We start from the raw sequence: 23,196 nt of genomic DNA, 5'->3' as shown, positions 1-23,196 counted from the left end.
CTAGTAGGCCGAGGAGACGCCCTCGGCCAGGCTGTGCACCTCGTCGCCCCGGAGCGCCGGGGCGAAGACACAGACCAGACGCAGGTCCTCGTGCGGCGAGGCGATCAGGAAGTGCGGGTCGTTGTTGTCGAGCGAGTAGAGGACGCCCGGCGTCAGCGGATGACTGGTGCCGTCGAGTTCCACCACCTCGCCGGAGCCCTCGATGCAGTAGCAGGTCTCCAGGTGGTTGCGGTACTCCAGGCGGGACTTGGTCCCCGCCCGCACCGTGGTGTCGGTGACGCTGTAGCCCAGGCCGTCGGCGTCCAGGATGAATCTGCGGCTGAGTCCGTTGCCCCAGTCGACGGTCTTGACGGTCTCGATGTTACGGATGAGCACGGGGGTCCTCCTTCGGACGGGTGGAGAGGGGACGGCCGAGGTCGGCGAGGAAGGAGCGGTAGCCGTCAACCGGGTCGGACCCGGCCTCCAGACTCCGTTCCAGCGCGGCCACTCCGGCGGAGCCGACGATCGCCGCGTCCGCGCCGCTGCGGGCGACGGAGAGGAGATCCTCGGCGGTGGACACCCCGAAGCCGACGGCTATCGGGGAGAGGGTGAGGTCGCGCAGGGAGGCGACGAACGGCGCCAGACCGGCGTGGCCGCCGTCGGGCGTTCCGGCGCCGCTGCGCCCGTAGCGCGCGACCAGGTAGAGGTATCCGGAGGCGTGGGCCGCCGTCTCGGCGACGATGGCCGGTGAGCTGCCCGGGTAGCAGGTGGTGACCTCGGGCAGGTCCGCCGCGCGCAGCGCCTCGTGGTGGGCCTGCCGCAGCCGGGGCGGCAGGCCGTGGGCCAGCAGGGCGTCGGCGCCGCTGTCCGCGACGACGCGGGCGTAGTCGGCGGGCGCGGCGGTGCGCAGGCTGTGACTCCAGTCCGCCAGCACCGCGATCCGCAGCCGCTTCAGCCCCGGTCGTACGGCGGCGACGAAGTCCAGGGTCTCGCGCAGGCCTGTGCCCCGGGCCAGCCCCCGGTCGGCGGAGCGGCGCACCACCGGCCCGTCGGTGGGTGAGTCGGGGAAGGGAACGGCCAGTTCGAGGCAGTCGACGCCCGATGCGTCCAGCAGCCCGACGAGGTCGGTGAGGACGGGCAGCGGCGGGTCGCCCGCGTTGAGGAAGACGGCCAGGCCCAGTTCCTCCCGCGCACGGGCCTCGGCGAAGAAGTCAGCCGGCACGGTCCGCCCCTTTCAGCCGCTCCAGCAGGTCGAGCGCAGCCCCGTCGTCGAGGGCCGCGCCCGCCTCGGCGACCGCCTTCGCCCAGTCGTCGCGGTGCCCGGAGGCCAGGGCGAGCGCGGCCGCGTTGAGTTGGAGAGTGGCGCGCAGGGGTGCGCCCGCGCGGCCGGTGAGCACGGAGCGGAAGTGCTCGGCGGCGGCGTCCCGGGGGACGGGCGCCAGGTCGTCGGGGGATCCGCCGGCGGGGACGAGTTCGCCCGCGCGGAGCGTCAGTGTGCCGCCGTCGGGGAGGTGGATCGTGTTGTCGCACATGCTGAGCAGTTCGTCGGCGCCGAGCGGGTTGGTGACCAGCCACGTGACCGGGGTGCCGGGCCGGGAGGCCAGGGCGCGCAGGGCGGACGGGACCCGCCCCCCGCTGACGCCGGTGACCTGCGCGGAGACCGGGACCGCCGCGAGGAACGGGCCCAGGATGTTGAGGAAGCGGCCGAACACCCGCATGGGCGTCGGCACGGCCAGAAGAGCGAGCCTGGCCAGTTGGACCGGGTAGACGAACGGCCCGGTGAAGGCGATGCCGTGGGTCTCCAGGTGACGGGACGTCTGGTCGAGCGAGGTGGCGAACGGGACGCCCAGTCGGTCCAGGAGGTCGATGGAACCGGTGCGCGCGGTGTGGGCGCGGGAGCCGGACTTGACGACCCGGACCCCGCAGGCGGCGGCGACGAGTGCGGCGGCGGTGGACAGGTTCACGGTGGGCGGGCCGCCGCCGGTGCCCACCACGTTGACGGTGCCGGCCCAGGAGCCGGCGGGCCGCGCCGGGCGCCGCCGGTCCAGCGCGTCGACCATGGCGAGCAGGCTGCCCTCCTCGGGCAGGGCCGCGGTGAGCGAGGCGAGGAGCGCCAGCGCGTCACCGCGGTCCAGCGCGCCGTCGGCCAGCGCCTGCCACAGCGCGTCCCACTGCTCGGGGCCGGCCGCGGCGCGTCGGTCGACCACCGGGACGAGGGCCGGGTGCACGGCTCAGCCTCCCGTGGCGGCGGTGCTCTGGGAGCGCGCGACGTAGGCGTCGATGGCGTCGACGCTGCGGAAGTTCTCGGGGTCCAGGTCGGTGTCGCCGACCGCCAGCCGGAAGTGGTGCTCGACCCAGGCGATCAGCTTGAGGACGCCGAGGCTGTCGATCGCCCCGTCGGCCAGGAGGTCCAGGTCGCGCGGGAGCTGGGAGGGGGTGAGATCGGGAAGGAACTCCCGGACGATGTACTCGCTGATCTGGTCTGCGTTGCTCACGGAATGCTCCTTGGCGGGTTGTTCGTGAAAGGGCCTCCGACGGCGCTGGACGCGCCGGCGCCTGCCGGGTGTGGAGAGGGGTCAGGACGCGGTGGCGGGTGCGGCCACGCTCTGCGCGATCGTGCGGCGGTCCACCTTGCCGGTGCTGGTGCGCGGCAGCGGCTCGGTCACGGGCCTGAGCAGGCCGGGCACCCACCCCCGGGCCAGCCGGGTGGTGCAGTGCCGCTTGAGGTCGAGGCTGGTGACGGTGGAGGCGTCTTCCAGCCGTACGACGGCGATCAGGCGCCGGCCCTCGACCGGGTCGGGCACGGTGGTCACCCCGGCCTCCAGCACGGCGGGGTGTTCCAGCAGGACCTGTTCGACCTCGCCGATGTTGACGGCGACGCCTCGGATCTTGACCTGGTGGTCGAGTCGGCCGATGAGCCGGAGGGTGCCTTCGCCGTCCCTCGCGACCAGGTCCCCGGTGCGGAACCACGGGGTGCCCGGGCCGCCGCCCGGCGCCGCCTCCAGGACGAACTTCTCGGCGGCTCGGCTCGGATCGGCGTACCCGGTGCTCTGGAAGGGGGTGGAGACCTCCAGTTCGCCGCTCCCCGGCCCGTTCACCACCCGCCCGTCGGGATCCCGCAGTCTCAGGCGTACGCCCGGGAGCGGGCGGCCCAGCGGCATCGGGGCGGACTGCGGGAGGCTGCGGTCGACCTCGTGGATCAGGCTGTCGTTGGTCTCGGTGCAGCCGTAGATGTTGTGGAGCCGGGCGCCGGGCGCCAGCGCCGCGAGATCGGCGAGCGCCTGCTCGGGCATCACGTCGCCGGTGAACGCCGCGTGCCGGACGGATTCCAGCGGGCCGCCGCCCTCCACCCTGACCTGCGCGCCGACCAGTGCGTAGAAGAGGGGAACCGCCTGGACCACCTCGATGCGGTGGGTGCGCAGCAGGCGGAGCAGTCCCCGGCCGCTCGCCGCTGTCGACGGGTCCACCAGGACCACCTGTCCGCCGTGGGCGAGAGTGGTCCAGACATCCAGCAGGCAGAGGTCGAAGTTGAGTGGCGCGTAGTTGAGCACGGGGGTGGACTCGGCGATGCCGAAGGCGTCCGCGGCCCAGTCGGTGAAGGCGTCCACGGCCCGGTGCGGGAGAGGAACGGCCTTGGGGATGCCGGTGGAACCGGAGGTGGTGAGCACGAGTGCGGTTCCCGGTGGCACCGCTCCCCCGCCGCGTCCGCCCCGCGCCGGGGCCGTCACCGTGACGGCGGGCCCGGCGAGCGCGTACCGGCAGTGCGCCTCGGCCATCACGGCCGCGACATGGTCGGGCGGCAGGGTGGGAGAGGGCAGCAGCACGGGGCGACCCGTGGCGAGGCAGGCCAGGACGGTGGCGACGGTGCCGGGCGACTTCTCGTCGAGGACGGCGACCGTGGCGCCGGCGGGGACCTGCCCGGCGAGCCGGGCGCGGGCCTCCGTGGTCGCGTCGGCCAGTTCCCGGTAGCTGGTGGGGGTGCCGTTCCACCACAGGGCGGGGGCGTCCGGAGTCTTGTCGGCCCAGCGGAGAACGGAGTCGGCCATCTCGCCGTGCCGCCGGGTCCCGGTCATCGGCCCGCTCCCGTCGCCGGGGCCAGCCGGAGCCACCCGCCCTTGACGGCGACGGCGCCCTGCGACCGCACGGTGAACGCGACGGTGTCCCCGCCGGCTGCGGGCGTGAGGTCGAGGGACGTTTCCTCACCGGGCAGGACCGGGCGGGCGAAGCGCGCACCGATGGCCCGGACCCGGTCGACGTCTCCGTCCGCGAACCGCTCGGCGGCCTCCTCCACGGCGAGTGCCACCAGGCTCATGCCGTGGGCGATGACATCCGCGAACCCCGCTGACCGGGCGGCCTCGGCGTCGAGGTGGACGGGGTTGAGGTCTCCGGCCGCGTGGCCGTAGTCGGCGATCCACCTCCGGTCGATCCCGAGGTCGCTGCTGAGCGTGGCGCCCGGCGTCTCCTGCCTCACCGCGGCCATGGGTACGAGAGTCCCGCGCGGTTCTGCCGCCCGGATGCCGACGAGCAGGATGTGGGCGGTGAGCCGCGCCTGTTCGGCGCCGGTCGCCCGGTCGGCGAGCGTGGTGGTCAGGACCAGCCGGGTGCCCTTGGGTTCGACGCGTACGGCGTCCACTTCGGCAGTCGCGTCGAGCGGGGCGCCGGGGCGCGGCGGGTGGTGCAGTTCGATCTCCTGGGCGAGGTGGACCAGGGAGTACGGGCCGTGGCCGGCGGCGAGGCCGGCGACCGTGTGCTCGGCGAGCGGGTGGGTGAGGACGAAGGCGGCGAGAGGGCCCGCGACGGCCAGGCCGGGTGCCGGACGGCCCAGCGCCCGGCGGGTGACGGTCCGGTAGCGGAGGGCGGCGTCCGCGTCCAGGGAGGGTGCGGACGGATCGAGTGCGGAGTCGGGCAGGGTCGTCATGCGGGGGCCACCACCAGGCTGCTGTTGTGGCCGCCGAAGCCGAAGGAGTTGGTCAGCGCGGGGCCGCGCGGGACAGGTCGCGGGGTGCCGTGGACCACGTCGATCTCCATCTCTGGTTCCGTTCGTGTGTGGTTGGCGGTGGGCGGCACCGCTCCGGCGTTCATCGACAGCACGGCGACCACGAGTTCGACGGCTCCGGCCGCCCCGATCAGGTGGCCCAGCACGCCCTTGCTGGCGGTGACCGGCGGCCCGTCCGGTCCGAAGACCTTGGCCAGGGCCGCGGCTTCGGCGCGGTCGTTGTGCACGGTCGCGGTGCCATGGGCGTTGACATGGGCGATGTCCGCGGGGACGAGACCGGCGTCGGCGAGCGCGCCGGCCATGGCCTCGGCGGCGTACGCGCCGTCGGGGTGCGGGGCCGAGAGGTGGTGGGCATCCGAGGTGGCGGCGTATCCGGCGACCAGCCCGTGTGCCCGGGCGCCCCGGGCGCGTACGTCGGCTGCCCGTTCCAGCACCACGAAGGCGGCGCCCTCGCCCATGACGAAGCCGTCCCGGCTCTCGTCGAACGGCCGGCACGCGGTGGCCGCTTCGGTGCGGAGGGAGGCCGCGTTGAGGTTGCCGAACCCCGCGAGGGTGATCGGCGTGAGGGTCGCCTCGCAGCCGCCCGCGATCACCACGTCGGCGCGGTGGTCGCGGAGCATGCCCGCGCCGATCCCGATGGCGTCGGCCCCGCTCGCGCAGGTGGTGGAGATGGTGAGTGCCGGTCCGTGCCAGCCCAGTTGAAGGGCTATCTGGGCGGCGGCCGCGTTCGGCATCGTCATCAGGGGCATCAGCGGGCGGACCCCGGCGGGCCCCTTCGCCGCGAAGTTGACGGACTCGGCGTCGCTGGTGGCGCGGCCCCCGACGGCGTTGCCGACCACGATGGCGCAGCGTGCGGCGGGTTCCCGCGGCAGTCCGGCGTCGGCGTGGGCGGCCAGCGCCGCGGCGAGCCCGTAGCGGGCGAACGGGTCGAGCCGCCGGGCGGCCTTGGTGGCCAGCGCCTCCTGCCAGGGCAGGCCGCGGCCGGTGAGTTCGGGCACCCGGCAGCCGATCCTGATGCGGTGGCCGGTGGTGTCGAAGTGGGTGAGGTCGACCGCCAGGGACCGGCCGGCCGACACCGCTGTCCACAGTTCTTCGGTGGTGAGCCCGGCCGGAGTGACGGCGCCCATCCCGCTGATGGCGATGTCCGGCCGGGCGGCGCGTTCGGCTTCGGTACGCATGGTCCGTGTGGTTCCTTCCCGTTCCGGTGACCGGCCGTCGGCCGTGGCGAGGGTGCCGTGCTCGAATGGATGGGGGCGGTGCCGGCAGGGTCAGCCCGCCAGGAGTCCGCACTCTCCGGCGGCCTTGAGGAACGCCTCCGCGGCGAGCTCCACGTCCGCGTCCGTGTGCCGTGCGGTGACGGCGATCCGCAGCCGGGCCAGATCGCGCGGGACGGCGGGGGTGACCACAGGCAGCCCGATCACGCCCAGGCGGCGTGCGGTGGTGGCCAGGTCGTAGGCCGACTCGTCGCTGCCGGCGATGAGCGGGACGACGGCGGTCTCGCTGTCGCCGGTCCGCATGCCGCCCGCGCTCACCAGCTCCCGGAACCTGGTGCCGTACCCCTGGATCCGGGTGACGCGCTCCGGTTCGGCGCGCAGCACGCGCAGCGCCTCCAGGGCGGCGCCCGCCGAGGCCGGCGCGAGGGCGGCCGAGAAGAGGAACGGCCGCGCGGCATAACGGAGATGTCCGATCAGCTCGGCCGATCCCGCGACCCAGCCGCCCATGGAGGGGATGGCCTTGGAGAGGGTGCCGAGCTTGACGTCCACCCGTACCCGCCGGTCGAAGTGCTCCTCCACACCCAGGCCGGTGCGGCCGATCACACCGAGGGCGTGGGCCTCGTCGGTCATCAGGAGCGCCTCGTGGACGTCGCACACCTCGCGCAGCCGGGGCAGCGGCGCGATGTCGCCGTCCATCGAGTAGACGCTGTCGACGATGACCAGGCGGACTCCGCCGGGGGCGGCGGCCTCCATGCGACGGGCCAGGTGCTCGGTGTCGTTGTGCCGGAAGCGGACCACGGTGGCCCCGCTGAGGCGGCAGCCGTCGACGATGCTCGCGTGGGCGTACTTGTCGACGAAGACGGTGTCGCCGGGGCCGACCAGGGCTCCGATCGTCCCCACGTTGGCGGCGTAGCCGGAACCGAAGACGATGGCGGCCTCCCGCTCCGCGACGGTGGCGACCTCGGCCTCCAGCTCCTCGTGGAGCGGGATGGACCCGGCGAGCGCGCGTACGCCGTGGTTACCGGTGCCGTAACGGGCCGCGGCGGCCTGGGCGGCTGCCACCACGCGCTCGTCCCCCGCCAGGCCCAGGTAGCTGTAGCCGGACATCATCAGCAGCCGCCGGCCGTCGAGGTCGACGTAGGCCGTGTCGCGCTCGGCGGTGTAGGGGACGAAGCTGTTGCGGCGCTCGGGCTCCCACTCCAGCGACGCCACGCGCCGGCCCGTCGCCTCCAGTTTGGGCGCGATTCTCCCCCACGCTGCGGATGCCATCGGCCGTCCTCTCATTTGTGACTGCCATTGCACACGGGTGCAACGAATCTGATGCGCCTCGAATTCAACGGGCGCCTCGCAATCGAGACGCAACACGGGAGCAAGATCAAACAGTCATCGGAGGATTTGCGCGCACCGGGCAGCTGATTCACCGGGCGTTAACTGGTGCAACTTAACGGGTAGTTGACACACACCCTTTTTAAACGAGAATGCTGTTTACTCAGCCGTGGAGAAGAATTGACCAAGCTCCTGCCGGATCGCCGCAGCCCTCCCACGGGATCCCCACGTGCATCACCTGACGCACGAACCACACGCTGGGCCCACGCACGGAACCGCACGCACTGCCAGACAGTCGACTTCCGTCACCCATGCCGCCGGGGAAGTCATCTCAACCTCTCACTGGGGGGATCGATCGTGCTCATCAGGCTTATCGGCCTCGTCTCCATCGAACATGAATCCGAGGCCCCGCGGGTACTGGCCAGCCATCAGGCACAGATAGCCCTGGCCCGGCTCTGCCTGGAACGCCCCTCTGGCATAGGCCGGGAGCAACTTGCCGACACCATATGGCCGGATGGTCTGCCCAGCACGTGGGCTTCGGCTTTACGCAGTGTCGTCAGTCGCCTCAGAGTTTCCCTCTCGGAGGGGAAGGGCGTCGAGCCGACGGTCATCGCCCGCGGGGGACGCTATCTGCTGCACCTGCCGGAGGACGCCCAGCTGGACGTGGAGCGTGCCGAGCAGGCGGCGTTCACCGCCGCTGCCGCCCACCGCGAAGGCGACCACAGCACCGCGCAGCGGCTTGCCGCCACCGCGGTACCCCTGCTGCGGGGCCCCTTCCTCGCCTCCCACGAGGGCGAGTGGGTGGAGTCCGTCCGGCGCCACCTCAAGGATCTGCGGGTCTCGGCCCTGGAGACCGCGAGCAGTTCCTCGTCCGCCCTCGGCGACACCCACCACGCCCTGCGCTACGCCGCGGAGGCGGTGCGCCAGGCCCCGTTCCGGGAGAGCGCCTACCGCTGCCAGATGACCGCGCACCGCTTGGCCGGCAACCGGGCCGAAGCCCTGCGGATATACCAGCAGTTGCGCGTCGTCCTCGCGGAGGAGCTGGGCTGCGACCCCAGCCCCGAGAGCGAGGCCGCCTACCTCGGCCTGCTGGACCGGACCCGTCTGCCGGTGGTCCCCGCGCGGGCGGAGTGGGAAACGATGTCGGCACACCGGCTGAGCTGATCCCCGGCACGGCAGTGGGGAGGGACACGAGATCGTGTCCCTCCCCACTGCCGTGCAACGGCTCACATGATGGAGACACCGCTGTCGATACTGATCACCTGCCCGGTCATGCAGTCCTGGTCGAGGAAGAGGGAGACGCTTCGGGCGACCTCCTCGACGGTGACGAACCGCGGGACGGGCGCCTTGCGCGCCATGTCCGACACGATGCTCTCCGGCAGCTGGTCGGTCATGCCCGTGATCATGAACCCGGGTGACAACGCGTTGACCGTGACCCCTCGCCGGCCGCACTCCGCCGCCAGCGCACGGGTCATCCCCATCACTCCGGCCTTGGACGCGGAGTACGCGGTCTGCCCCGCGGTGGCGATGAGGCCCGAGGGCGAGACGACGTTGACGATCCGGCCCCAGCGCTGACGCAGCATGTACGGCAGTGCGGCCCGGCTGGTGTGGAACGAACCCAGCAGGTTGGTGCGGATGACCTCGTGCCAGTCCTCCGGGACTGCATGGCCATCAGGGCGTCCTTGCGGACGGCTCCGTTGTTGACCACCACGTCGATGGGGCCGAGAGCCCGCTCGACCTCCTGGCAGAGGCGCTGCGTCTCCTCCCACGAGCCGACGTCCGCGCCGACGACGACCGAGTCGTTCGTCAGCTTCTCGCTCACCGCCCGGGCCTGGTCGGCCGAGCTGCGGTAGTGCACGGCCACCCGGCAGCCCAGCGCGTCCAGTTCGACCGCCAGCGCCTGCCCGAGGCCGCCCGACGCGCCGGTGACCAGGGCCACCGGCGCGTCGGGGCGCTTGCCCGCCTTCTGTGCTCCGCTCACGTGGCGCCTCCCCAGCGCATCAGGACCGAACCCCAGGTCATGCCCGCCCCGAACCCGGCGAGCAGGACCAGCTCTCCCGCTCTGATCCGATCCGCCTCCAGCGCCTCGGTGAGGGCCAGCGGGATCGAGGCCGACGCGGTGTTGCCGTACCGGTCGAGGTTGGTGATCAGGGACTCCGGGCGCAGACCCGAGTGCTGCATCACCGAGTTGATGATGCGGATGTTCGCCTGGTGCGGGATCACGTGATCGACCTCCGCCGGAGCGACCTTCGCGCTCTCCAGCGTCTCGCGCACCGTGCGCACGGTGTAGCGGACGGCGTTGAGGTAGATCTCGTTGCCCTTGATCTGTGCGAAGTGGAGCCCCTGCGCGACCGTTTCCGGCGTTGTGGGCATCCGGCTTCCGCCCGCTTGAACCTTGAGTGCATCTGCACACGATCCGTCGGCGCCCAGGTTCCAGGCCAGAACAGGATCTTCCGGACCGGGTACGAGGACCACCGCGGCCGCTCCGTCGCCGACCAGGATGGACAGGTCCCGGTCGGCGGGGTTGGCGGTCAGGGTGTGCGTGTCCGAGCCGATCAGCAGGATCGGACGACGGTCCATGCGCAGGATGCCCATGGCCGCCACCAGCCCGTAGACGAAGCCGGCGCATTCGGAGTTGACGTCCATCGCCCCGCCGGCGATCCCCAGATCGTGGTGGACGAAGGCGGAGGTGGCGGGAGAGGGCTGCTCGGGGGTGGCCGTGGCCACGATCAGATGGGCGATGTCGGCGCCGGTCAGCCCCGCTCTTGCCAGAGCCGCGCGGCCCGCGTCGACGGCCAGGGAGGCGGTCGTCTGGCCCGGGTCGACCGCCCGCCGCTCCTGGATACCGCAACGGCTGACGACCCAGTGCTCGTCGACCCCGAAGCGCTCGGCCAGTTCCGTGCTGGTGACGACCCGCTCGGGCAGGGCCTTGCCCCACCCCGCGATGGCGAATCCACTCATGGTCCCGCCTCAGGCCTCGGCCGGCTGCGGCGCCAGGTCGACCAGCTTCGCGTACACGTCCCGCATCGTCGTGGTGTCGTCCAGCTCCGCGAAGAGCGACTCGTCGGCGGGGATGTCGGGGTGCTCGTTCTGGAAGTTGTACAGCCACTCCATCAGGTCCAGCGAGTCCACACCCGGGATGTGCCGGATCGGCGCGTCGGGCGTCACTTCGGTGGCTCCGGAGACGGCGGCGAGCTGCTCCGAGAGAACCTCGACAGTCGGCAGTGCCATGATTTGTTCCTCTCTCAACGCGGCGTACGGTCGTGACGGCATGCAAGCCGCTCCTCGCAATCGGTCCGCAACAAGACGGTCACACGCTGCTGTTGCGGACGGATTGCACACGTCCGCTTGGCTCCCTCTCAGCACGGTTCGGAACCCGAGAGCCGTCCGAGCGCTCTCGCGCCCGGTCGGCAGAAGCTGCGAGGAGAGGGCGAGGATGGCGACGATTGCCTCCCACACCGCGGAGCCGGAGGTGGACGCAGTCCGCCACCACTACGAGGTGGGAAACGAGTTCTACCGGCTGCTGCTGGGGCCCAGCATGATGTACAGCGGCGGCTACTGGCAGGAGGGCGAGGGCCTCACCGAAGCCCTGGACCTGGCGCAGGAGCGTAAGCTCGACGCGTTCGCCGAGCTGGCGGACGCCGCGGGCAAGGACCGGGTCCTGGACATCGGCTGCGGCTGGGGCACCCTGATGGACCGGCTGACGCGGAAGCACGGCGTGCGCGAGGCGGTCGGTCTGACGCTGAGCCGCACCCAGGCCGACTTCATCGCGGGCCTGGACAACCCGGCCCTCACCACCCGGGTGGAGAGCTGGTCGGAGCACAGCGCCCCGGGCGCCTACGACGCGGCGTTCTGCGTCAACGCGCTGGAGCACTTCGTGCCCTCCAGCCTGTCGCCGAAGGAACGCACCAAGCGCTACCGCTTCTTCTTCCAGCAGGTCCACCAGGCGCTGGTGCCGGAGGGCCGGTTCGTCCTGCACACGATGACCGCCGAGGCCCAGCCGATCGGGCGGAAGATCCTGGCGGACCTCAAGTTCCTCCAGCGCTCCGAGTTCGCCGGCATGCACATCCCGCACCTGCACGAGCTGGCCGCCGCCGCCGAGGGCCTCTTCGAGGTGGTGGAACTGCTCAACGAGCGCGAGGCGTTCGCCCGTGCCTGCCGCGCCTGGCTGGTGCTGCTCGCCGAGCGGCGCGAGGAGGCCGTGGCGCTGGAGAGCGAGGAGGTGGTGGCTCGCTTCGAGCGCTACCTGGACATCTTCGCCTACACGCTGGAGGACCGCTTCTTCAACAACTTCCGGCTGACGCTGGCCCGTAAGGGGTGACCGGGATGGCTCAGGCACCCCTGGACCCGGCCCGCGACCTGCGGGTGGCGGTGATCGGCAGTGGCTTCTCCGGGCTCGGCACCGCGATCCGGCTGATGCAGCAGGGCATCGACGACTTCCTGGTCTTCGAACGGGCCGACGAGGTCGGCGGCACCTGGCGCGACAACACCTATCCGGGCTGCGCCTGCGATGTGATGTCGCATCTCTACTCCTTCTCGTTCGCTCCCAACCCGAACTGGAAGAGCACCTTCGGCAAGCAGCGGGAGCTCTTCGACTACCTGCGCGACTGCGCCGACCGGTTCGGGGTGCGCTCACGCATCCGCTTCCGGCACGAGCTGACCGAGGCGCGCTGGGACGACCTGCGCAAACGGTGGCTGATCTCCACCACCGGCGGCGACTACACCGCCCGGGTCCTCGTCACCGGCACCGGCTACCTCAGCGAGCCGGCCGTCCCGGACATCCCCGGCCTCTCCGAGTTCCAGGGCGAGGTGTTCCACTCGTCGCGGTGGCGGCACGACCTGGACCTCACCGGCCGCCGGGTCGCCGTCATCGGCACCGGGGCGTCCGCCATCCAGTTCGTCCCCGCCATCCAGCCGGAGGTCGGGCAACTGGACCTCTACCAGCGCACCCCGCCCTGGATCGGCCCGAAGAACGACAAGGCCAACAGCGCCCTCCAGACCAAGCTGCTGACCTCGGTCCCCGGCTACCAGCGCTTCCGCCGGAACTTCAACATGTGGGGCCGGGAGATCCTGGCGTTCGTGATGGCGCGCCCCGCCGTCGCCGGGAAGATGCAGAAGATGGCGTCCGACCACCTCAGGAAGAGCGTGCCGGACGAGGCGCTACGGGCCCGGCTCACCCCGGACTACGTGATGGCCTGCAAGCGCCTGCTCTTCTCCAACACGTACTACCCGGCGATCCAGCAGCCCAACGTGGAGCTGGTCACCGACGGCATCGCCAAGGTCACTCCCGACGCGGTGGTCACGGCCGACGGCCGGGAGCGCCCGGTGGACACCATCGTGCTGGGCACAGGGTTCGAGGCGGTACGCCGCCCGATCGCCGAGCGCGTCTTCGGCCGGAACGGCGTCGGCCTCAAGGATGCCTGGAGCGAGGGCATGAGCGCACTGCGCGGTACGGGCGTCGCAGGCTTCCCCAACCTCTTCATGCTGCTCGGGCCGAACACCACGCTGGGCCACTCCTCCCAGGTGATCATGATCGAGGCTCAGATCGCCTATCTGCTGGACGCCCTCAAGACGATGGACAAGCGCGGTCTGGCCAGCGTCGAGGCGCTGCCCGAGGCTCAGCGGGCCTACAACGACAAGCTGGACCAGCGGCTGGACGGCACGGTGTGGAACGCCGGGAACTGCCGCAGCTGGTATCTCGACGAGCACGGCCGCAACCCGTCCATCTGGCCGACCTACACCTGGCGCTTCCGGCGGGCCACCAGCCGGTTCGACCCCGCCGAGCACCTGCTGAGCACCAGCGAGGACCTGCGGGCGACCGCGTCCGCCGCTTCCTGACAGCCGTCCACGTGACCGACGAGACATGGAGTCCTTCCCCATGAACCTGCACACCCCTTCCCGAAGAGCAGTGCTCGGCACGGTCGGCGCCGCCGCCACGGTGATCGGCTGGAACGCCACCACCGGCAGCTGGGCCCACGCGGCCGATCCGGCACGCCGTCCCGGCGACCGCATCGTGTCCGTACCGCAACTGGACGGCACGCTCACCACGGACACCAGCCAGTTCGGTTCCTACAGCCACGACTTCGGCCGGCTCGTCAGCGGCACCGTTCCGTGGGCGGTCCTCACCCCCGGCTCGGTCCAGGACATCGCCAAGATGATCGGCTACGCCCGGACCAACCGGCTGAAGCTGGCGGTCAACGGCCGCAGCGGCACCGGAGGCGACCTGGAGTCCCACTCCTGCTACGGCCAGGCCGCGGTTCCCGGCGGGATCTCGGTCAACGCCCGCGGTATGGCGCGCATCCTGTCGACCGGGAGCGACTCCATCACCGTGGAGGCCGGGGCGACATGGGCGGAGATCACCGACCACCTGCTCCCCCGCGGCCGCACCCTGCCCGCCCTGCCCGACTACCTGCCGCTCTCGGTGGGCGGGACGCTCAGCGTCGGCGGCATCGGGCTCACCATGGGCTCCGAGGGCCTCATCGCGGACACCGTGACCTCGATGACCGTGGTGACCGGGACCGGCGAGGTGGTCACCACCTCCAAGAGCCGGCGCTCGGACCTCTTCCGCGCCGCACTGGCCGGCGGCGGTCAGGTCGGTGTGATCGTCAGCGTGACGCTGCGGACGGTGCCGTCCGCCGAACGGGCCACCGTCTTCAGCCTCTTCTACAGCGACGTCACGGCCTTCATGAAGGACTCGGAGATCCTCCTCGCCGACCGCCGCTTCCAGATGCAGGGCGGCGAGATGGTCCGCAAGCCGGACGACTCCGGCTGGCGCTACAAGATCGAGGCGGTCGCCACGTACTCCGGCGGACGCGTCCCCGACCGGGCGAAGCTGTTGAAGGGCCTCAAGGACCTGCGCGCCGAGGCCCACATCGAGGACTTCGCGCTGCGCGACTACCTCTTCCGGCTGGACGGCTACGAGGCCTTCCTCAAGGAGGCCGGGCACTGGTTCGAGGCCAAGCCGTGGCTGAGCCTCTTCCTGCCGAGCTCACAGGCCGCCCGCTTCCTGCGCCTGGTGGAGAGCCAGCTCACCTCGGAGAGCCTGGGCGCCGGGGTGGTGCTCACCTACCCCTACCCGACGTCCAAGGTCACCGTGCCGATGGCGGTGCAGCCGAAGGACCGGACCGGATACCTCTTCGACCTGCTGCGCTTCCCGAACCCGGGGACCAGCGACGCCGAGATCGCGCGGATGGTCAAGCAGAACCGCTGGCTGTACGACCGGGCCGTGGAGCTGGGCGCCAAGCGCTACCTCGTCGGGGCTGTGCCCGGTCTGACCGCCGCGGACTGGCGGCGCCACTTCGGCAGCAGCTACGGGGCACTGTGCGACGCGAAGCGCCGCTTCGACCCCGGCAACGTCCTCACCCCCGGCCAGGGCTTCTTCGGCTGACCGAGCACGGCCCGGGGCCGCTCCTGCGGGAGCGGCCCTTCCCGTTCATCCCCCTGGAGGAGCAGTTGAAGACATACGAGCTGGTCGACGAGGCATGGCTCACCGCCGGTCCGGACGCGGTCTGGGAGGCCCTGCTGGGCGAGCTCTCGGGCGAGGCGCGGTGGTGGGTGCCGGACAACACCTTCGAGCCGGTGGACGGCGCCCCGGACCGGGTCGGCGCGCTGACGCGGATCACCGTCCACACCAAGGGTGTCGACAAGGGCGGCAAGAAGCTCCGCTTCACCGCGCGCACCACCGCCGTACAGCGGGCGGAGCGACTGGCGCTGGAGTACGTGGAGGGGGCCTTCCGGGGTACCGCGGAGTTCACGCTCACCCGGCTGGAGGACGGCGGTACCCGACTCGTGATGTTCTTCCGGGCCAGTCCGCAGGGCCAACTGGCTTTCCTCGCACGCCTGGTGGACGTCGGCGCGATGCACACCCGGGCCACCCGCGCCGCGTTCGGCAGGCTCAACCAGCTGCTGTCCAGCAGTACGCCCGCCACCTCCGCCGCCGGAGGTGCGCGGTGACGACACCCGAAGCCGGGGAGGTCCTCCTCGACGCCGGCGACGGCGGACGTCTGGCCCTCTCCGTGCTGCACCCGCTGGAACGGAGCGACCGGGAGCCTCCCGTGGTCGTGCTGGCACACGGGTGGGGCGGCAGCCGCCGGATCTGGAGCCTGGTGACCGACCGCCTGCTGCGCAGCGGTTTTCCCGTGGTCTCCTACGATCTGCGCGGCCATGGCGCCTCGACCGTGGGCTCCTCGGGTGTGACTGCCGAGGCCATGACCGCCGATCTCGCGGCGGTCGTCTCGTACGCCGGTGGCGCGCCGATCGTCGTCGGCCACTCCGGGGGCGGGTTCGCGGCCCTGTCCCTGATGGCCACGTCGGGGCCGGGCGCCGGACCGGTGGGTCTGGTGCTGGTCGCCTCGGCGGCGCACGACCAGGACACGCCGGAGAAGGAGGCCGCCATGATGGAGGCCCCGCTCTTCTCCTGGGCTCTGCGGCGGCCCGCGGTCGGGCGGCTCCTGCTCGGCCAGATGACGGGTACGTCGCTGGATTCCCGGTCCCGGGAGGTGAACCGCCAGGTGTTCGCCGGGACCGCGCCGGCGGTGCGTGCCGCCTGTTTCCGTTCCTCCCGGGGCATGGACCTCCGGGCGGCGTCGGCCTCCCTGCGGATTCCGGCCGAGGTCCTGGCCGGGGAGAAGGACAAGGTCATCCGGCCGGAGCTGGGGCGGGAGCTGGCTGCCGCGCTGCCGGACGCCACGTTCACCCCCCTGCCCGGTGCCGGTCACGTCCTGCCACTGGAGAGCCCGGACGCGGTGGTCGCGGCGGTCCTGCGGGTCGACCGGGCGTTCGCCGGCCGGTCGACGAGCGACGACACCGTGCAGCGGACGGGCTCCCGGTGAGCGGTGGCCCACGGCGCTCCACTCCTCCGGGCCGGGGCCGGCAGAACACGCCCGGCCCCGGCCCGGAGGTGCGACCGGCGGGCGGCAGGCCGTGATCGGGCGGGTCGTCCCGGAGACGGTCGCGCGGGCGGAGGCGTTCGACGACGCGCTGCCCGGCCTGCCCGACCCCCGGGAGCTGGCACTGCTGCGCGGGCAGCCCGAGGCGATCGTCCGGCGGTTCGCCGCCGCACGGTCCTGCGCCCACCGCTGTCTGGACCAACTGGCCCTGCCGCAGGTCCCGTTGCTGCGTACCCCGGACGGCGGGCCGAAGTGGCCGCCCGGTGTCGTCGGGAGCATCACGCACTGCGCCGGGTACCGGGGCGCGGTGGCCGCCCGCGCCGGCCTGTGGGCGGCGCTCGGTGTGGACGCCGAACCGGCCCTGCCGTTGCCGACGGGGGTACTGGACCTGGTGACGACGGCTCCGGAGCGGCACATGGTCGCCGAGCTGTCCAGGCGAAGCCCGCAAGTCCCGTGGGACCGGCTGCTGTTCAGCGCGAAGGAATCGGTCTACAAGGCCTGGCACCCGGCCACGGGCCGATGGATCGGGACCCTCGCGATCGAGGTGACGCTCACCGCCGACGGCCTCATCACAGCACTGGTACGTCCGGAACGGACACAACCGCCCCGGGGAAGACGGCGATCCGCCGTGACCGCGACCGGGGACGGCGTACCACGAGCGACGGGCGGGGCGTACCCCTACCGGGGCCGCTGGCACACGGCGGGCGGTCTGCTGCTCACGGCGGTGGCCGTGCCGGGCCTTGGGGCCGTCGGCCGGACGGATGCCCGGCCGACGGCACGGCTCAGCGTCTGAGCATCACGGTCCGGCCGTCGGAGCCGGTGGCCAGGACCTCCTCCGAGCGTTTGCCCCGGCGGTACTCCTGGGGGCTGACACCGCGCTCGCGTTTGAACGCGGCACTCAGCGCGAACGGCCCCGAATAGCCGACCTGTTCGGCGATCTTGGCGACCGAGAGGTCGGGGTCGCGCAGCAGGTCGGAGGCGAGTGTGAGCCGCCATCCGGTCAGGTAGGACATCGGCGGCTCGCCAACCAGCTCGGTGAAGTGACGCGCCAGCTTCGCCCGGGAGACCTCCACGGCAGTGGCGAGCGAGGCGACCGTCCACGCTTCGCTCGGCCGGTCGTGCAGCAGCATCAGGGCACGGCCGACGACGGGATCGCTCTGGGCCCGGAACCAGAGCGGGGCGCCGGTGCCGGGCTCGGCCAGCCAGGAGCGCAGCACGTTGATCAGCAGGAGGTCGAGCAGCCGGTCCAGCACCACCTCCTGGCCGATGTCCTCCTGATCCATCTCGGCGGCCAGCATGCCGATCAGCGGGGTCCGGGCGGCGGAGGCGGGCTGCACCAGCAGGGCCGGCAGACTGGCGAGCAGTCGGCGGCCGACCTCGTTGGGCGCCTGGTAGGTGCCGCTGAGCATCACCGTCGAGCCGGAGCGGTGCGGTTCGCCCCAGGTCCGCACACCCAGCGACATCGTCTCCGTGACGTCCTCCCCGTCGGTGGTGCTGCACCGCTGTTCGGCGGCCACCGTGACGCCGGGCGGAGTGGCCGGGTCGTCGGCGAGGGTGTACGGCTCGGGGCCCCGCAGGACCGCGACGTCCCCGGCGGCCAGCTTGACCGGCTCGCCGCCCTCGCGGAGCACCCACGCCGACCCGTGCAACAGGGTGACGAGCGACAGGGGGGCACGGTCCTCGACGCGCAGGCCCCACGGGGGGTTGAACACGGATTTCAGCAGAAAGGCCCCCCGTGCCTTGGGGCTTCCCAGCAGGCCGCTGAACGCATCCACCACAGTCACCTCATTCCGTTTCGACGTCGTGGTCTCCGAGCGCGTGTCGCCCCGGCGGCCGCCGGGGCCGGTCACGCCCCGGAGCCCTTCGGCCAACGGCCCGCGACTCACCGCGGTTCCCGATTCCCGGCTCGACACTTCCCGCCGTCACGCCCGGGAAACCGCCCGCCGCAGGGCCGTGTCGCCGAGCAGGGCGAGAGCTCCCAGGCAGGCGGCCGTACGGACGGCGTTCGCCTTCCGCCACGGCCTCTCGTAGGCCGTTCTGGCGGCCGTCGCCGCAGCCGACGACGCGGTCACCGGAGCGCTGCGGAGAGCGCGGTTCAACGGCAGGTTGGCTCCGACGGTCACCGCGATGCTCAGGCCGTAGAGGACCGCGGCGGCCGTGGCCCGCCGGGCGGCCCTGGCCCGTTCCGCTCGGCGGAGCCGCCGGGCCGCGACGCCGGTGGCCACGAACACTCCGAGAAAGAGCGCCCCGAAGGAGGCGCTGTCGTCGAGGGCGTCGTTGAACCGGCGCATCGCGCTCACGAACGCCTCGTCGTCGCGGCGCGCCAGCGCGGGCATCACACCGACGTCGAAGGCGAGGTAGAGACCGGTCATCAGACCGGTGCCGACGGTGGCGGCGAGGAGCGCGGGATCGGGTCGGGAGGAGCTGGGACTCATGATGTCTCTCCGGTCGTTCTGTGGTTCGGACCGCCGGCACCGGCGGAGGGTCCGGGTCAGGTGGGCTCCAGAAGCCCGGTGACGGAGCGGCGGTAGCTCTTCGAGAGCAAGGTGCGGCCGATCAGCCGCACCGGGCCCGGCATCACCCCGCCCGGGTCGGGAAGTCCGTCCAGCAGCCAGGGCGGCAGGATCCGCTTGACGCCGAAGGGCGCCGCGGCCAGGACCCGGCGTTCCAGGGCGGTGAAGACGTCCGGCGGCACGCGGGTGAAGACCGGGAAGGTCAGCTCTTCCTCCTCGTGCAGGTGCTGGTGAAGGACCGAGTCGAACATGCCGACGGGACCGTCCAGCGCCTCCGCCCGGCCCGTTTCCAGGGCCCGGGTCACCCGCAGCATGGAGTCGTCGAGGGCCACGTGGTCCTGGACCATGAGGTGCGAACCGGCGGCGATCTCGGGGGCGTGCTCGATCAGCCCCGGCCAGAGGATCTCGTCCTCGGTACGGTGGTGCCAGTCGACGATGTCCCTGAACTGGCGCCACCACTCCGCGACCGCGGGCAGACCGGACGAGGTCAACAGCGGTACCGCGGCGACCAGTCGGCGGGAGTCACGTCGCAGCGCGAGATGCGTCTGCGCGAATCCGCGGAGGTGACGGGGCAGCGCGCCCACGCCTCTGCCCTCCCACGCCGGCCCGTCCATCGCGTCCCTCTTTTCTTCGGTCGCTCCGGCGCTGCGCTGCCGGGCCCCCGACTTGTCGGTATGTGGCAACACACACGGTCCACAGGTGGTCCGCGGCCCGGTTCCCCGGTTCCGCGGACCACACTGCTCGAACAGGAGCGGTCAGGCGCTCCAGGCGCCGGCCGCGGCCGCTTCCTTGGCGTAGTCCGCGAAGTCCTTGGGCTCCCGCCCGAGCGCTTCGCGGACACCGTGCACCAGGCTCGCGTTGCGGCCGTCCACGATCAGCGTGAAGAGGTCGGCGAACTCCTCCGGCTCGCCCAGCTGCCGCAGCGCCGCACGGTAGTCGTCGACACTGACCGGGATGTAGGTGATGGTCCGGCCGGTGGCGGCTGACAGCTCGCGGGCCACGTCGTGGAAGCTCAGCAGCCGCGGGCCGGAGAGCTCGTACGTCTTGCCGATGTGGCGGTCGTCGGTGAGCGCGGCCACCGCCACGTCGGCGATGTCGTCGGCGTCCACGAAGGGCTCGACGGCGTCACCGGTCGGCAGCGCCAGCTCACCGGCGAGAACCGGGTCGAGGAAGAAGCTCTCGCTGAAGTTCTGGTTGAACCAGTTGCAGCGGACGACGGTCCAGTCGCAGCCGGACGCCTTGAGCGCGTCCTCGCTCGCGACCGCCCCTTCCTCGCCCCGGCCGGAGAGCAGCACGAGGCGCTTGACACCCCGCTCCACCGCGACGGCGGCGAATCGTCCGATGGCTTCCTTGGCGCCGGGGAACGCCAGGTCCGGGTAGTAGGTGACGTAGACGGCGGAGACTCCGTCGAGAGCGGCCTCCCAGGTGTTCTCGTCCTCCCAGACGAAGGGAGTACCGCTGGAGCGCGAGCCGACGCGGGTCGGGCGGCCGAGCGTCTCCAGGCGCTCGACGACGCGCCGCCCGGTCTTGCCGGTGCCGCCGATGACGAGGATGGGCGCTGTGTTCTGTCCGTTAGTGCTCATGACTTCATTAAAGTCTTCGCATTGCAGACGGTGAATAGCTCACAGACTCAGTTTCATTCGCCATCGTCTCATTCTCATGAAGCTTCACGTAGGCAGCACGTTGCAGCGACGACACTCGGGGTCCGCTCAGCCGGTGACGGCCGACGCGACCAGGACGAAGGCCGCGGTCGCGAACAGGGTGCGCAGGGCGTGCAGAGCGGTCCACCGGCCCTCGAAGGCGGTACGGGCATCCCGGTCACCACCCCGCCCCTTCGACGCCTCCAGCGCGTTGTTCAGCGGGACGTTCCCACCCGAGGTGATCAGATGCCCCACCAGAGCGCACACGGCCGCGACGCCCACCAGGGTGGTGTCGCCGCCGGCCCTGCCGTCCGGCTGGACGAAGAACGAGGCCGCGGGGAACGCGAGCGATCCGAGGAAGAGGAGCAGGAAGAGCGGGCCGGGAACCTTACGGTTCACCGACCGCATGACCTGGGTGAACGACGCGTCGTCCACCTCTCTGAGCGCGGGCATGACACCCGACATGAAAGCGGCCATGTATCCGGCGTACAGACCGGTGCAGGCGAGGGCGAGGATCTCCAGAGCTTCGGGCATGGCGATCATCATCGTTGTCCGGGGCGGCCCTTCGCAGGACATCTTTGAGACGGGCCGGGGACAAGCGGCCGGTTCTCGGCCCCTCGGGGCGCGGCAGCACGGCCCAGGAGGCGGGTCAGGGGGTCGCCGCGGATACGACATAGACGACAGGACTGGCCGGATCGGTCATATTGACCGTGATGGTCTGGGTGGGGCGCGGCTTCTTGTTGGTGTGCGTGGTGCTCGCCCAGTTCTCGCTCGCCCCGAAGTACCAGCCGGTGATGTTGATGTCCCGGGCGCCGATGTTGACGGCCCCCGGCTCCAGGGCGGCGCGGCCGGTGCCGATGCCGGTCAGGAAGCGGTCGAGTCCGGCGGAGGTCGTGCGGAACTTCGTATACATCCGGCTGGCTTTCCAGTTGTTCGTCTCGTAGTACTGGACGCCTACGGCGTTGCCGGGGATCGGGATCTCGAAGATCCGGCGCTGCATCTTGGAGGGCCAGCCCTCGCGGAGGCCCTGGGCGGCCGCCTCGGTCTCCTTGTCCTTGCCCGAGCGGCGGCTCTGGCCGGCGGAGACCAGGAGGTAGCCCGCCGGGATGCCGATCAGCAGCACGATGATCGTGGCCGTGATGAACCGCCGCCTGAAGACCCGCCGGGGGCTTTCGGGAGGCTTGCCCTCGCCGTCGCCCGGCGACTCGGACTGGGGCGGCACCACGGGGTGGTCGGCTGCGATCATGATCAGGTGGTCCCTCGTGCTGCGGAGCGGGTACGAAAGGCGCGGACGCCGGTCGGGTACGGAGTCGGGTTCGGCTTCGAGCGTACGGAGTCGGCTGCGGTACGGAGACTGGGACGCCGTGCGGGTGGCCGCGGTTCAGTCGACCGTGCGGGTCGGACGCGTGTTGCGGATGGTGCTCGCCGCCTGGTCGTAGATCTGCGCGTACCGCTCGTACCGCTCGACGCGGCGCCGGTTGGCCCGGCGGAAGCGGCGGGCCACCAGCCGGGCGAGGTCCGCGGCGCCGACCATACCGGCCTCGGGGCCCAGCTGCGCCTTGGCGATCCGGGCCTCGGGGCGGTAGCCGCGGCCCGTGAGGTGGCGCTTGAAGGCGTCCCGGGCGGGGCCGATCAGAAGGTCGTCGGCGGCGCTGACCCCGCCTCCGATGACGAAGCAGGACGGGTCGAGTGCGGCGGCCAGGTTGGCGATGCCGACGCCGAGCCACTGGCCGATGTCCTGGAGGAGTTCGATGCACATGGCATCGCCCTCGCGGGCCAGCTCGGTGATGAGCGGGCCGGTGATGTCGGGGATGTTGCCCTTCACCCGGTCCAGCAGATAGTGCGCGACCGGGGAGTCGGCGGCGGCCAGCTCCTTGGCCTCGCGGACCAGGGCGTTGCCGGAGCTGTACTGCTCCCAGCAGCCCCGGTTGCCGCAGGGGCAGCGGTGGCCCGAGGGCACGACCTGCATATGGCCGAACTCACCGGCCACCCCGTACTTGCCGCGCTTGACCTGGCCGTCCTCCAGGATCGCGCCGCCGATCCCCGTACCGAGCGTGATCATGACGAGGTGGTCCTCGCCGCGCCCGGCGCCGAAGCGCCACTCCGCCCAGGCGGCGGTGTTGGCGTCGTTGTCGACCATGACCGGGACGACGAGGCGGGAGGCGATGGCGTCGCGCAGGGGTTCGTCGCGCCAGGCGAGGTGCGGGGCGAACAGGACCTTGGAGCGGTCGGCGTCGACCCAGCCCGCCGCGCCGATGCCCACCGCGTGGACGTCGTGCCGGTCGGAGAGGTCCAGGACCAGCTCCACGATCGTGTCCTCGACGACCTTGGGGCTCTTGGACTTGTCGGGCGTCTCGGTGCGCAGCTGTTCCAGGATGTTGCCGTCGGCGTCGACGACGCCCGCCATCACCTTCGTACCGCCGATGTCGATCCCGACCGTGGGGACGCGGGGGGCGGTGAGGTGCGAGCGGCGTTCCTTGGTGCCGACGGTCTTGAGGACGGTGGCGCGGGCGGAGCCGCGGTGTGCGAAGTCGCGGTACGTGCTCATCGTCCCTGCGGGGTCTGGGGGGCCGGGCCGCTGTCGCGGCCGGCGGCGGACGGCGCCCGCCGCGCCCGATTCTGCCACTGCCGGGCCCCGGG

General features: G+C 71.9%; 25 protein-coding genes and 1 pseudogene. 7 read left to right on the top strand and 19 right to left on the bottom strand.

All coding sequences use genetic code 11. The features are described 5' to 3' along the window. From D6270_RS28380 to D6270_RS28345, 8 genes are all read right to left on the bottom strand, one after another. Entirely contained in the window at positions 1-375 is a 375-nt protein-coding gene (locus tag D6270_RS28380) for an ectoine synthase (RefSeq protein ID WP_010064083.1), read from the bottom strand. After that, entirely contained in the window at positions 362-1,201 is an 840-nt protein-coding gene (gene trpA, locus D6270_RS28375) for a tryptophan synthase subunit alpha (RefSeq protein WP_109162848.1), read from the bottom strand. Before trpA ends, D6270_RS28380 begins: the two co-directional genes overlap by 14 nt. Beyond that, positions 1,191-2,207 carry a hypothetical protein gene (locus D6270_RS28370; RefSeq protein ID WP_109162849.1) on the bottom strand — a complete coding sequence of 339 codons (1,017 nt, stop codon included), beginning with the start codon at positions 2,205-2,207 and terminating at the stop codon, positions 1,191-1,193. The genes trpA and D6270_RS28370 overlap by 11 nt, the downstream gene beginning before the upstream one ends. 3 nt (positions 2,208-2,210) lie before the next feature. Further along, a complete protein-coding gene (locus D6270_RS28365) occupies positions 2,211-2,474 on the bottom strand; it encodes an acyl carrier protein (RefSeq protein ID WP_109162850.1) in 264 nt (87 codons plus the stop codon). An 81-nt stretch (positions 2,475-2,555) separates the two neighbouring features. Continuing rightward, on the bottom strand, positions 2,556-4,052 hold the full coding sequence (locus D6270_RS28360) for an AMP-binding protein (protein ID WP_151414734.1): 1,497 nt from the start codon (positions 4,050-4,052) through the stop codon (positions 2,556-2,558). Beyond that, positions 4,049-4,897 (bottom strand): MaoC/PaaZ C-terminal domain-containing protein, encoded by an 849-nt coding sequence (locus D6270_RS28355; protein ID WP_109162851.1) that lies wholly within the window; start codon positions 4,895-4,897, stop codon positions 4,049-4,051. The genes D6270_RS28360 and D6270_RS28355 overlap by 4 nt, the downstream gene beginning before the upstream one ends. After that, positions 4,894-6,153, bottom strand: coding sequence for a beta-ketoacyl-[acyl-carrier-protein] synthase family protein (locus D6270_RS28350; RefSeq protein WP_109162852.1), 1,260 nt, complete (start codon positions 6,151-6,153; stop codon positions 4,894-4,896). Before D6270_RS28350 ends, D6270_RS28355 begins: the two co-directional genes overlap by 4 nt. A gap of 90 nt (positions 6,154-6,243) precedes the next feature. After that, positions 6,244-7,458, bottom strand: a complete 1,215-nt coding sequence (locus tag D6270_RS28345) for an aminotransferase class I/II-fold pyridoxal phosphate-dependent enzyme (protein ID WP_109162853.1) — start codon at positions 7,456-7,458, stop codon at positions 6,244-6,246. Positions 7,459-7,872: 414 nt separating this feature from the next. On the opposite strand from D6270_RS28345, the gene D6270_RS28340 reads away from it, so the two are divergent. Then, positions 7,873-8,679 carry an AfsR/SARP family transcriptional regulator gene (locus tag D6270_RS28340; RefSeq protein WP_109162854.1) on the top strand — a complete coding sequence of 269 codons (807 nt, stop codon included), beginning with the start codon at positions 7,873-7,875 and terminating at the stop codon, positions 8,677-8,679. 62 nt (positions 8,680-8,741) lie between these two features. On the opposite strand, the gene D6270_RS28335 is transcribed toward D6270_RS28340, so the two are convergent. The 4 genes and pseudogenes from D6270_RS28335 to D6270_RS28325 all read right to left on the bottom strand — a co-directional run bounded on the left by D6270_RS28335 (position 8,742) and on the right by D6270_RS28325 (position 10,746). Then, the gene (locus tag D6270_RS28335) at positions 8,742-9,284 is read right to left on the bottom strand and encodes an SDR family oxidoreductase (protein ID WP_318780030.1); all 543 of its coding nucleotides are present in this window, start codon (positions 9,282-9,284) and stop codon (positions 8,742-8,744) included. Then, positions 9,221-9,454 (bottom strand): annotated as a pseudogene (locus tag D6270_RS33855) (SDR family NAD(P)-dependent oxidoreductase); the annotation flags it as partial. The gene D6270_RS28335 and the pseudogene D6270_RS33855, both read right to left, overlap by 64 nt. A 38-nt stretch (positions 9,455-9,492) precedes the next feature. After that, complete coding sequence (locus tag D6270_RS28330; RefSeq protein WP_109162856.1) at positions 9,493-10,476, bottom strand: 3-oxoacyl-ACP synthase III family protein; 984 nt, start codon at positions 10,474-10,476, stop codon at positions 9,493-9,495. Between the two features lie 9 nt (positions 10,477-10,485). Then, positions 10,486-10,746, bottom strand: a complete 261-nt coding sequence (locus D6270_RS28325; protein WP_109162857.1) for a hypothetical protein — start codon at positions 10,744-10,746, stop codon at positions 10,486-10,488. Positions 10,747-10,951: 205 nt separating this feature from the next. Between D6270_RS28325 and D6270_RS28320 the strand changes: the two genes are divergently transcribed. From D6270_RS28320 to D6270_RS28295, 6 genes are all read left to right on the top strand, one after another. Beyond that, positions 10,952-11,836 (top strand): class I SAM-dependent methyltransferase, encoded by an 885-nt coding sequence (locus tag D6270_RS28320; RefSeq protein WP_109162858.1) that lies wholly within the window; start codon positions 10,952-10,954, stop codon positions 11,834-11,836. A gap of 5 nt (positions 11,837-11,841) precedes the next feature. Further along, positions 11,842-13,353, top strand: coding sequence for a flavin-containing monooxygenase (locus D6270_RS28315; RefSeq protein WP_109162859.1), 1,512 nt, complete (start codon positions 11,842-11,844; stop codon positions 13,351-13,353). 40 nt (positions 13,354-13,393) lie between these two features. After that, entirely contained in the window at positions 13,394-14,902 is a 1,509-nt protein-coding gene (locus D6270_RS28310) for an FAD-binding protein (protein ID WP_202419109.1), read from the top strand. Between the two features lie 65 nt (positions 14,903-14,967). Then, a complete protein-coding gene (locus D6270_RS28305; protein WP_109162861.1) occupies positions 14,968-15,468 on the top strand; it encodes an SRPBCC family protein in 501 nt (166 codons plus the stop codon). Next, positions 15,465-16,346 carry an alpha/beta fold hydrolase gene (locus D6270_RS28300; protein ID WP_109162862.1) on the top strand — a complete coding sequence of 294 codons (882 nt, stop codon included), beginning with the start codon at positions 15,465-15,467 and terminating at the stop codon, positions 16,344-16,346. The genes D6270_RS28305 and D6270_RS28300 overlap by 4 nt, the downstream gene beginning before the upstream one ends. Before the next feature lie 91 nt (positions 16,347-16,437). Continuing rightward, positions 16,438-17,196, top strand: a complete 759-nt coding sequence (locus D6270_RS28295; protein ID WP_109162863.1) for a 4'-phosphopantetheinyl transferase family protein — start codon at positions 16,438-16,440, stop codon at positions 17,194-17,196. Here D6270_RS28295 and D6270_RS28290 read toward each other — a convergent pair. The 7 genes from D6270_RS28290 to D6270_RS28260 all read right to left on the bottom strand — a co-directional run bounded on the left by D6270_RS28290 (position 17,186) and on the right by D6270_RS28260 (position 23,104). Further along, positions 17,186-18,178 (bottom strand): AraC family transcriptional regulator, encoded by a 993-nt coding sequence (locus D6270_RS28290; protein WP_109167242.1) that lies wholly within the window; start codon positions 18,176-18,178, stop codon positions 17,186-17,188. The two genes, D6270_RS28295 and D6270_RS28290, sit on opposite strands and share 11 nt — an antisense overlap. Positions 18,179-18,325: 147 nt before the next feature. Beyond that, on the bottom strand, positions 18,326-18,838 hold the full coding sequence (locus D6270_RS28285; RefSeq protein WP_109162864.1) for an anthrone oxygenase family protein: 513 nt from the start codon (positions 18,836-18,838) through the stop codon (positions 18,326-18,328). 56 nt (positions 18,839-18,894) lie between these two features. Beyond that, complete coding sequence (locus D6270_RS28280; RefSeq protein WP_109162865.1) at positions 18,895-19,530, bottom strand: hemerythrin domain-containing protein; 636 nt, start codon at positions 19,528-19,530, stop codon at positions 18,895-18,897. 141 nt (positions 19,531-19,671) lie between these two features. Then, positions 19,672-20,499: an NmrA family NAD(P)-binding protein gene (locus tag D6270_RS28275; RefSeq protein WP_109162866.1), complete on the bottom strand. Its 828-nt coding sequence runs from the start codon at positions 20,497-20,499 to the stop codon at positions 19,672-19,674. A gap of 126 nt (positions 20,500-20,625) precedes the next feature. Then, positions 20,626-21,090, bottom strand: a complete 465-nt coding sequence (locus D6270_RS28270; protein WP_225976967.1) for an anthrone oxygenase family protein — start codon at positions 21,088-21,090, stop codon at positions 20,626-20,628. Positions 21,091-21,205: 115 nt separating this feature from the next. Continuing rightward, positions 21,206-21,802, bottom strand: a complete 597-nt coding sequence (locus tag D6270_RS28265) for a hypothetical protein (protein WP_109162868.1) — start codon at positions 21,800-21,802, stop codon at positions 21,206-21,208. Between the two features lie 135 nt (positions 21,803-21,937). After that, positions 21,938-23,104 carry an ROK family glucokinase gene (locus D6270_RS28260; protein WP_109162869.1) on the bottom strand — a complete coding sequence of 389 codons (1,167 nt, stop codon included), beginning with the start codon at positions 23,102-23,104 and terminating at the stop codon, positions 21,938-21,940. Positions 23,105-23,196: the final 92 nt, after the last annotated feature.

It is taken from the genome of Streptomyces griseus subsp. griseus (genome assembly GCF_003610995.1).
Taxonomy (GTDB): Bacteria; Actinomycetota; Actinomycetes; order Streptomycetales; family Streptomycetaceae; genus Streptomyces.
The sequence above is the reverse complement of the archived record's forward strand: the minus strand, read 5'-3'. Positions and strand labels throughout refer to the sequence as shown.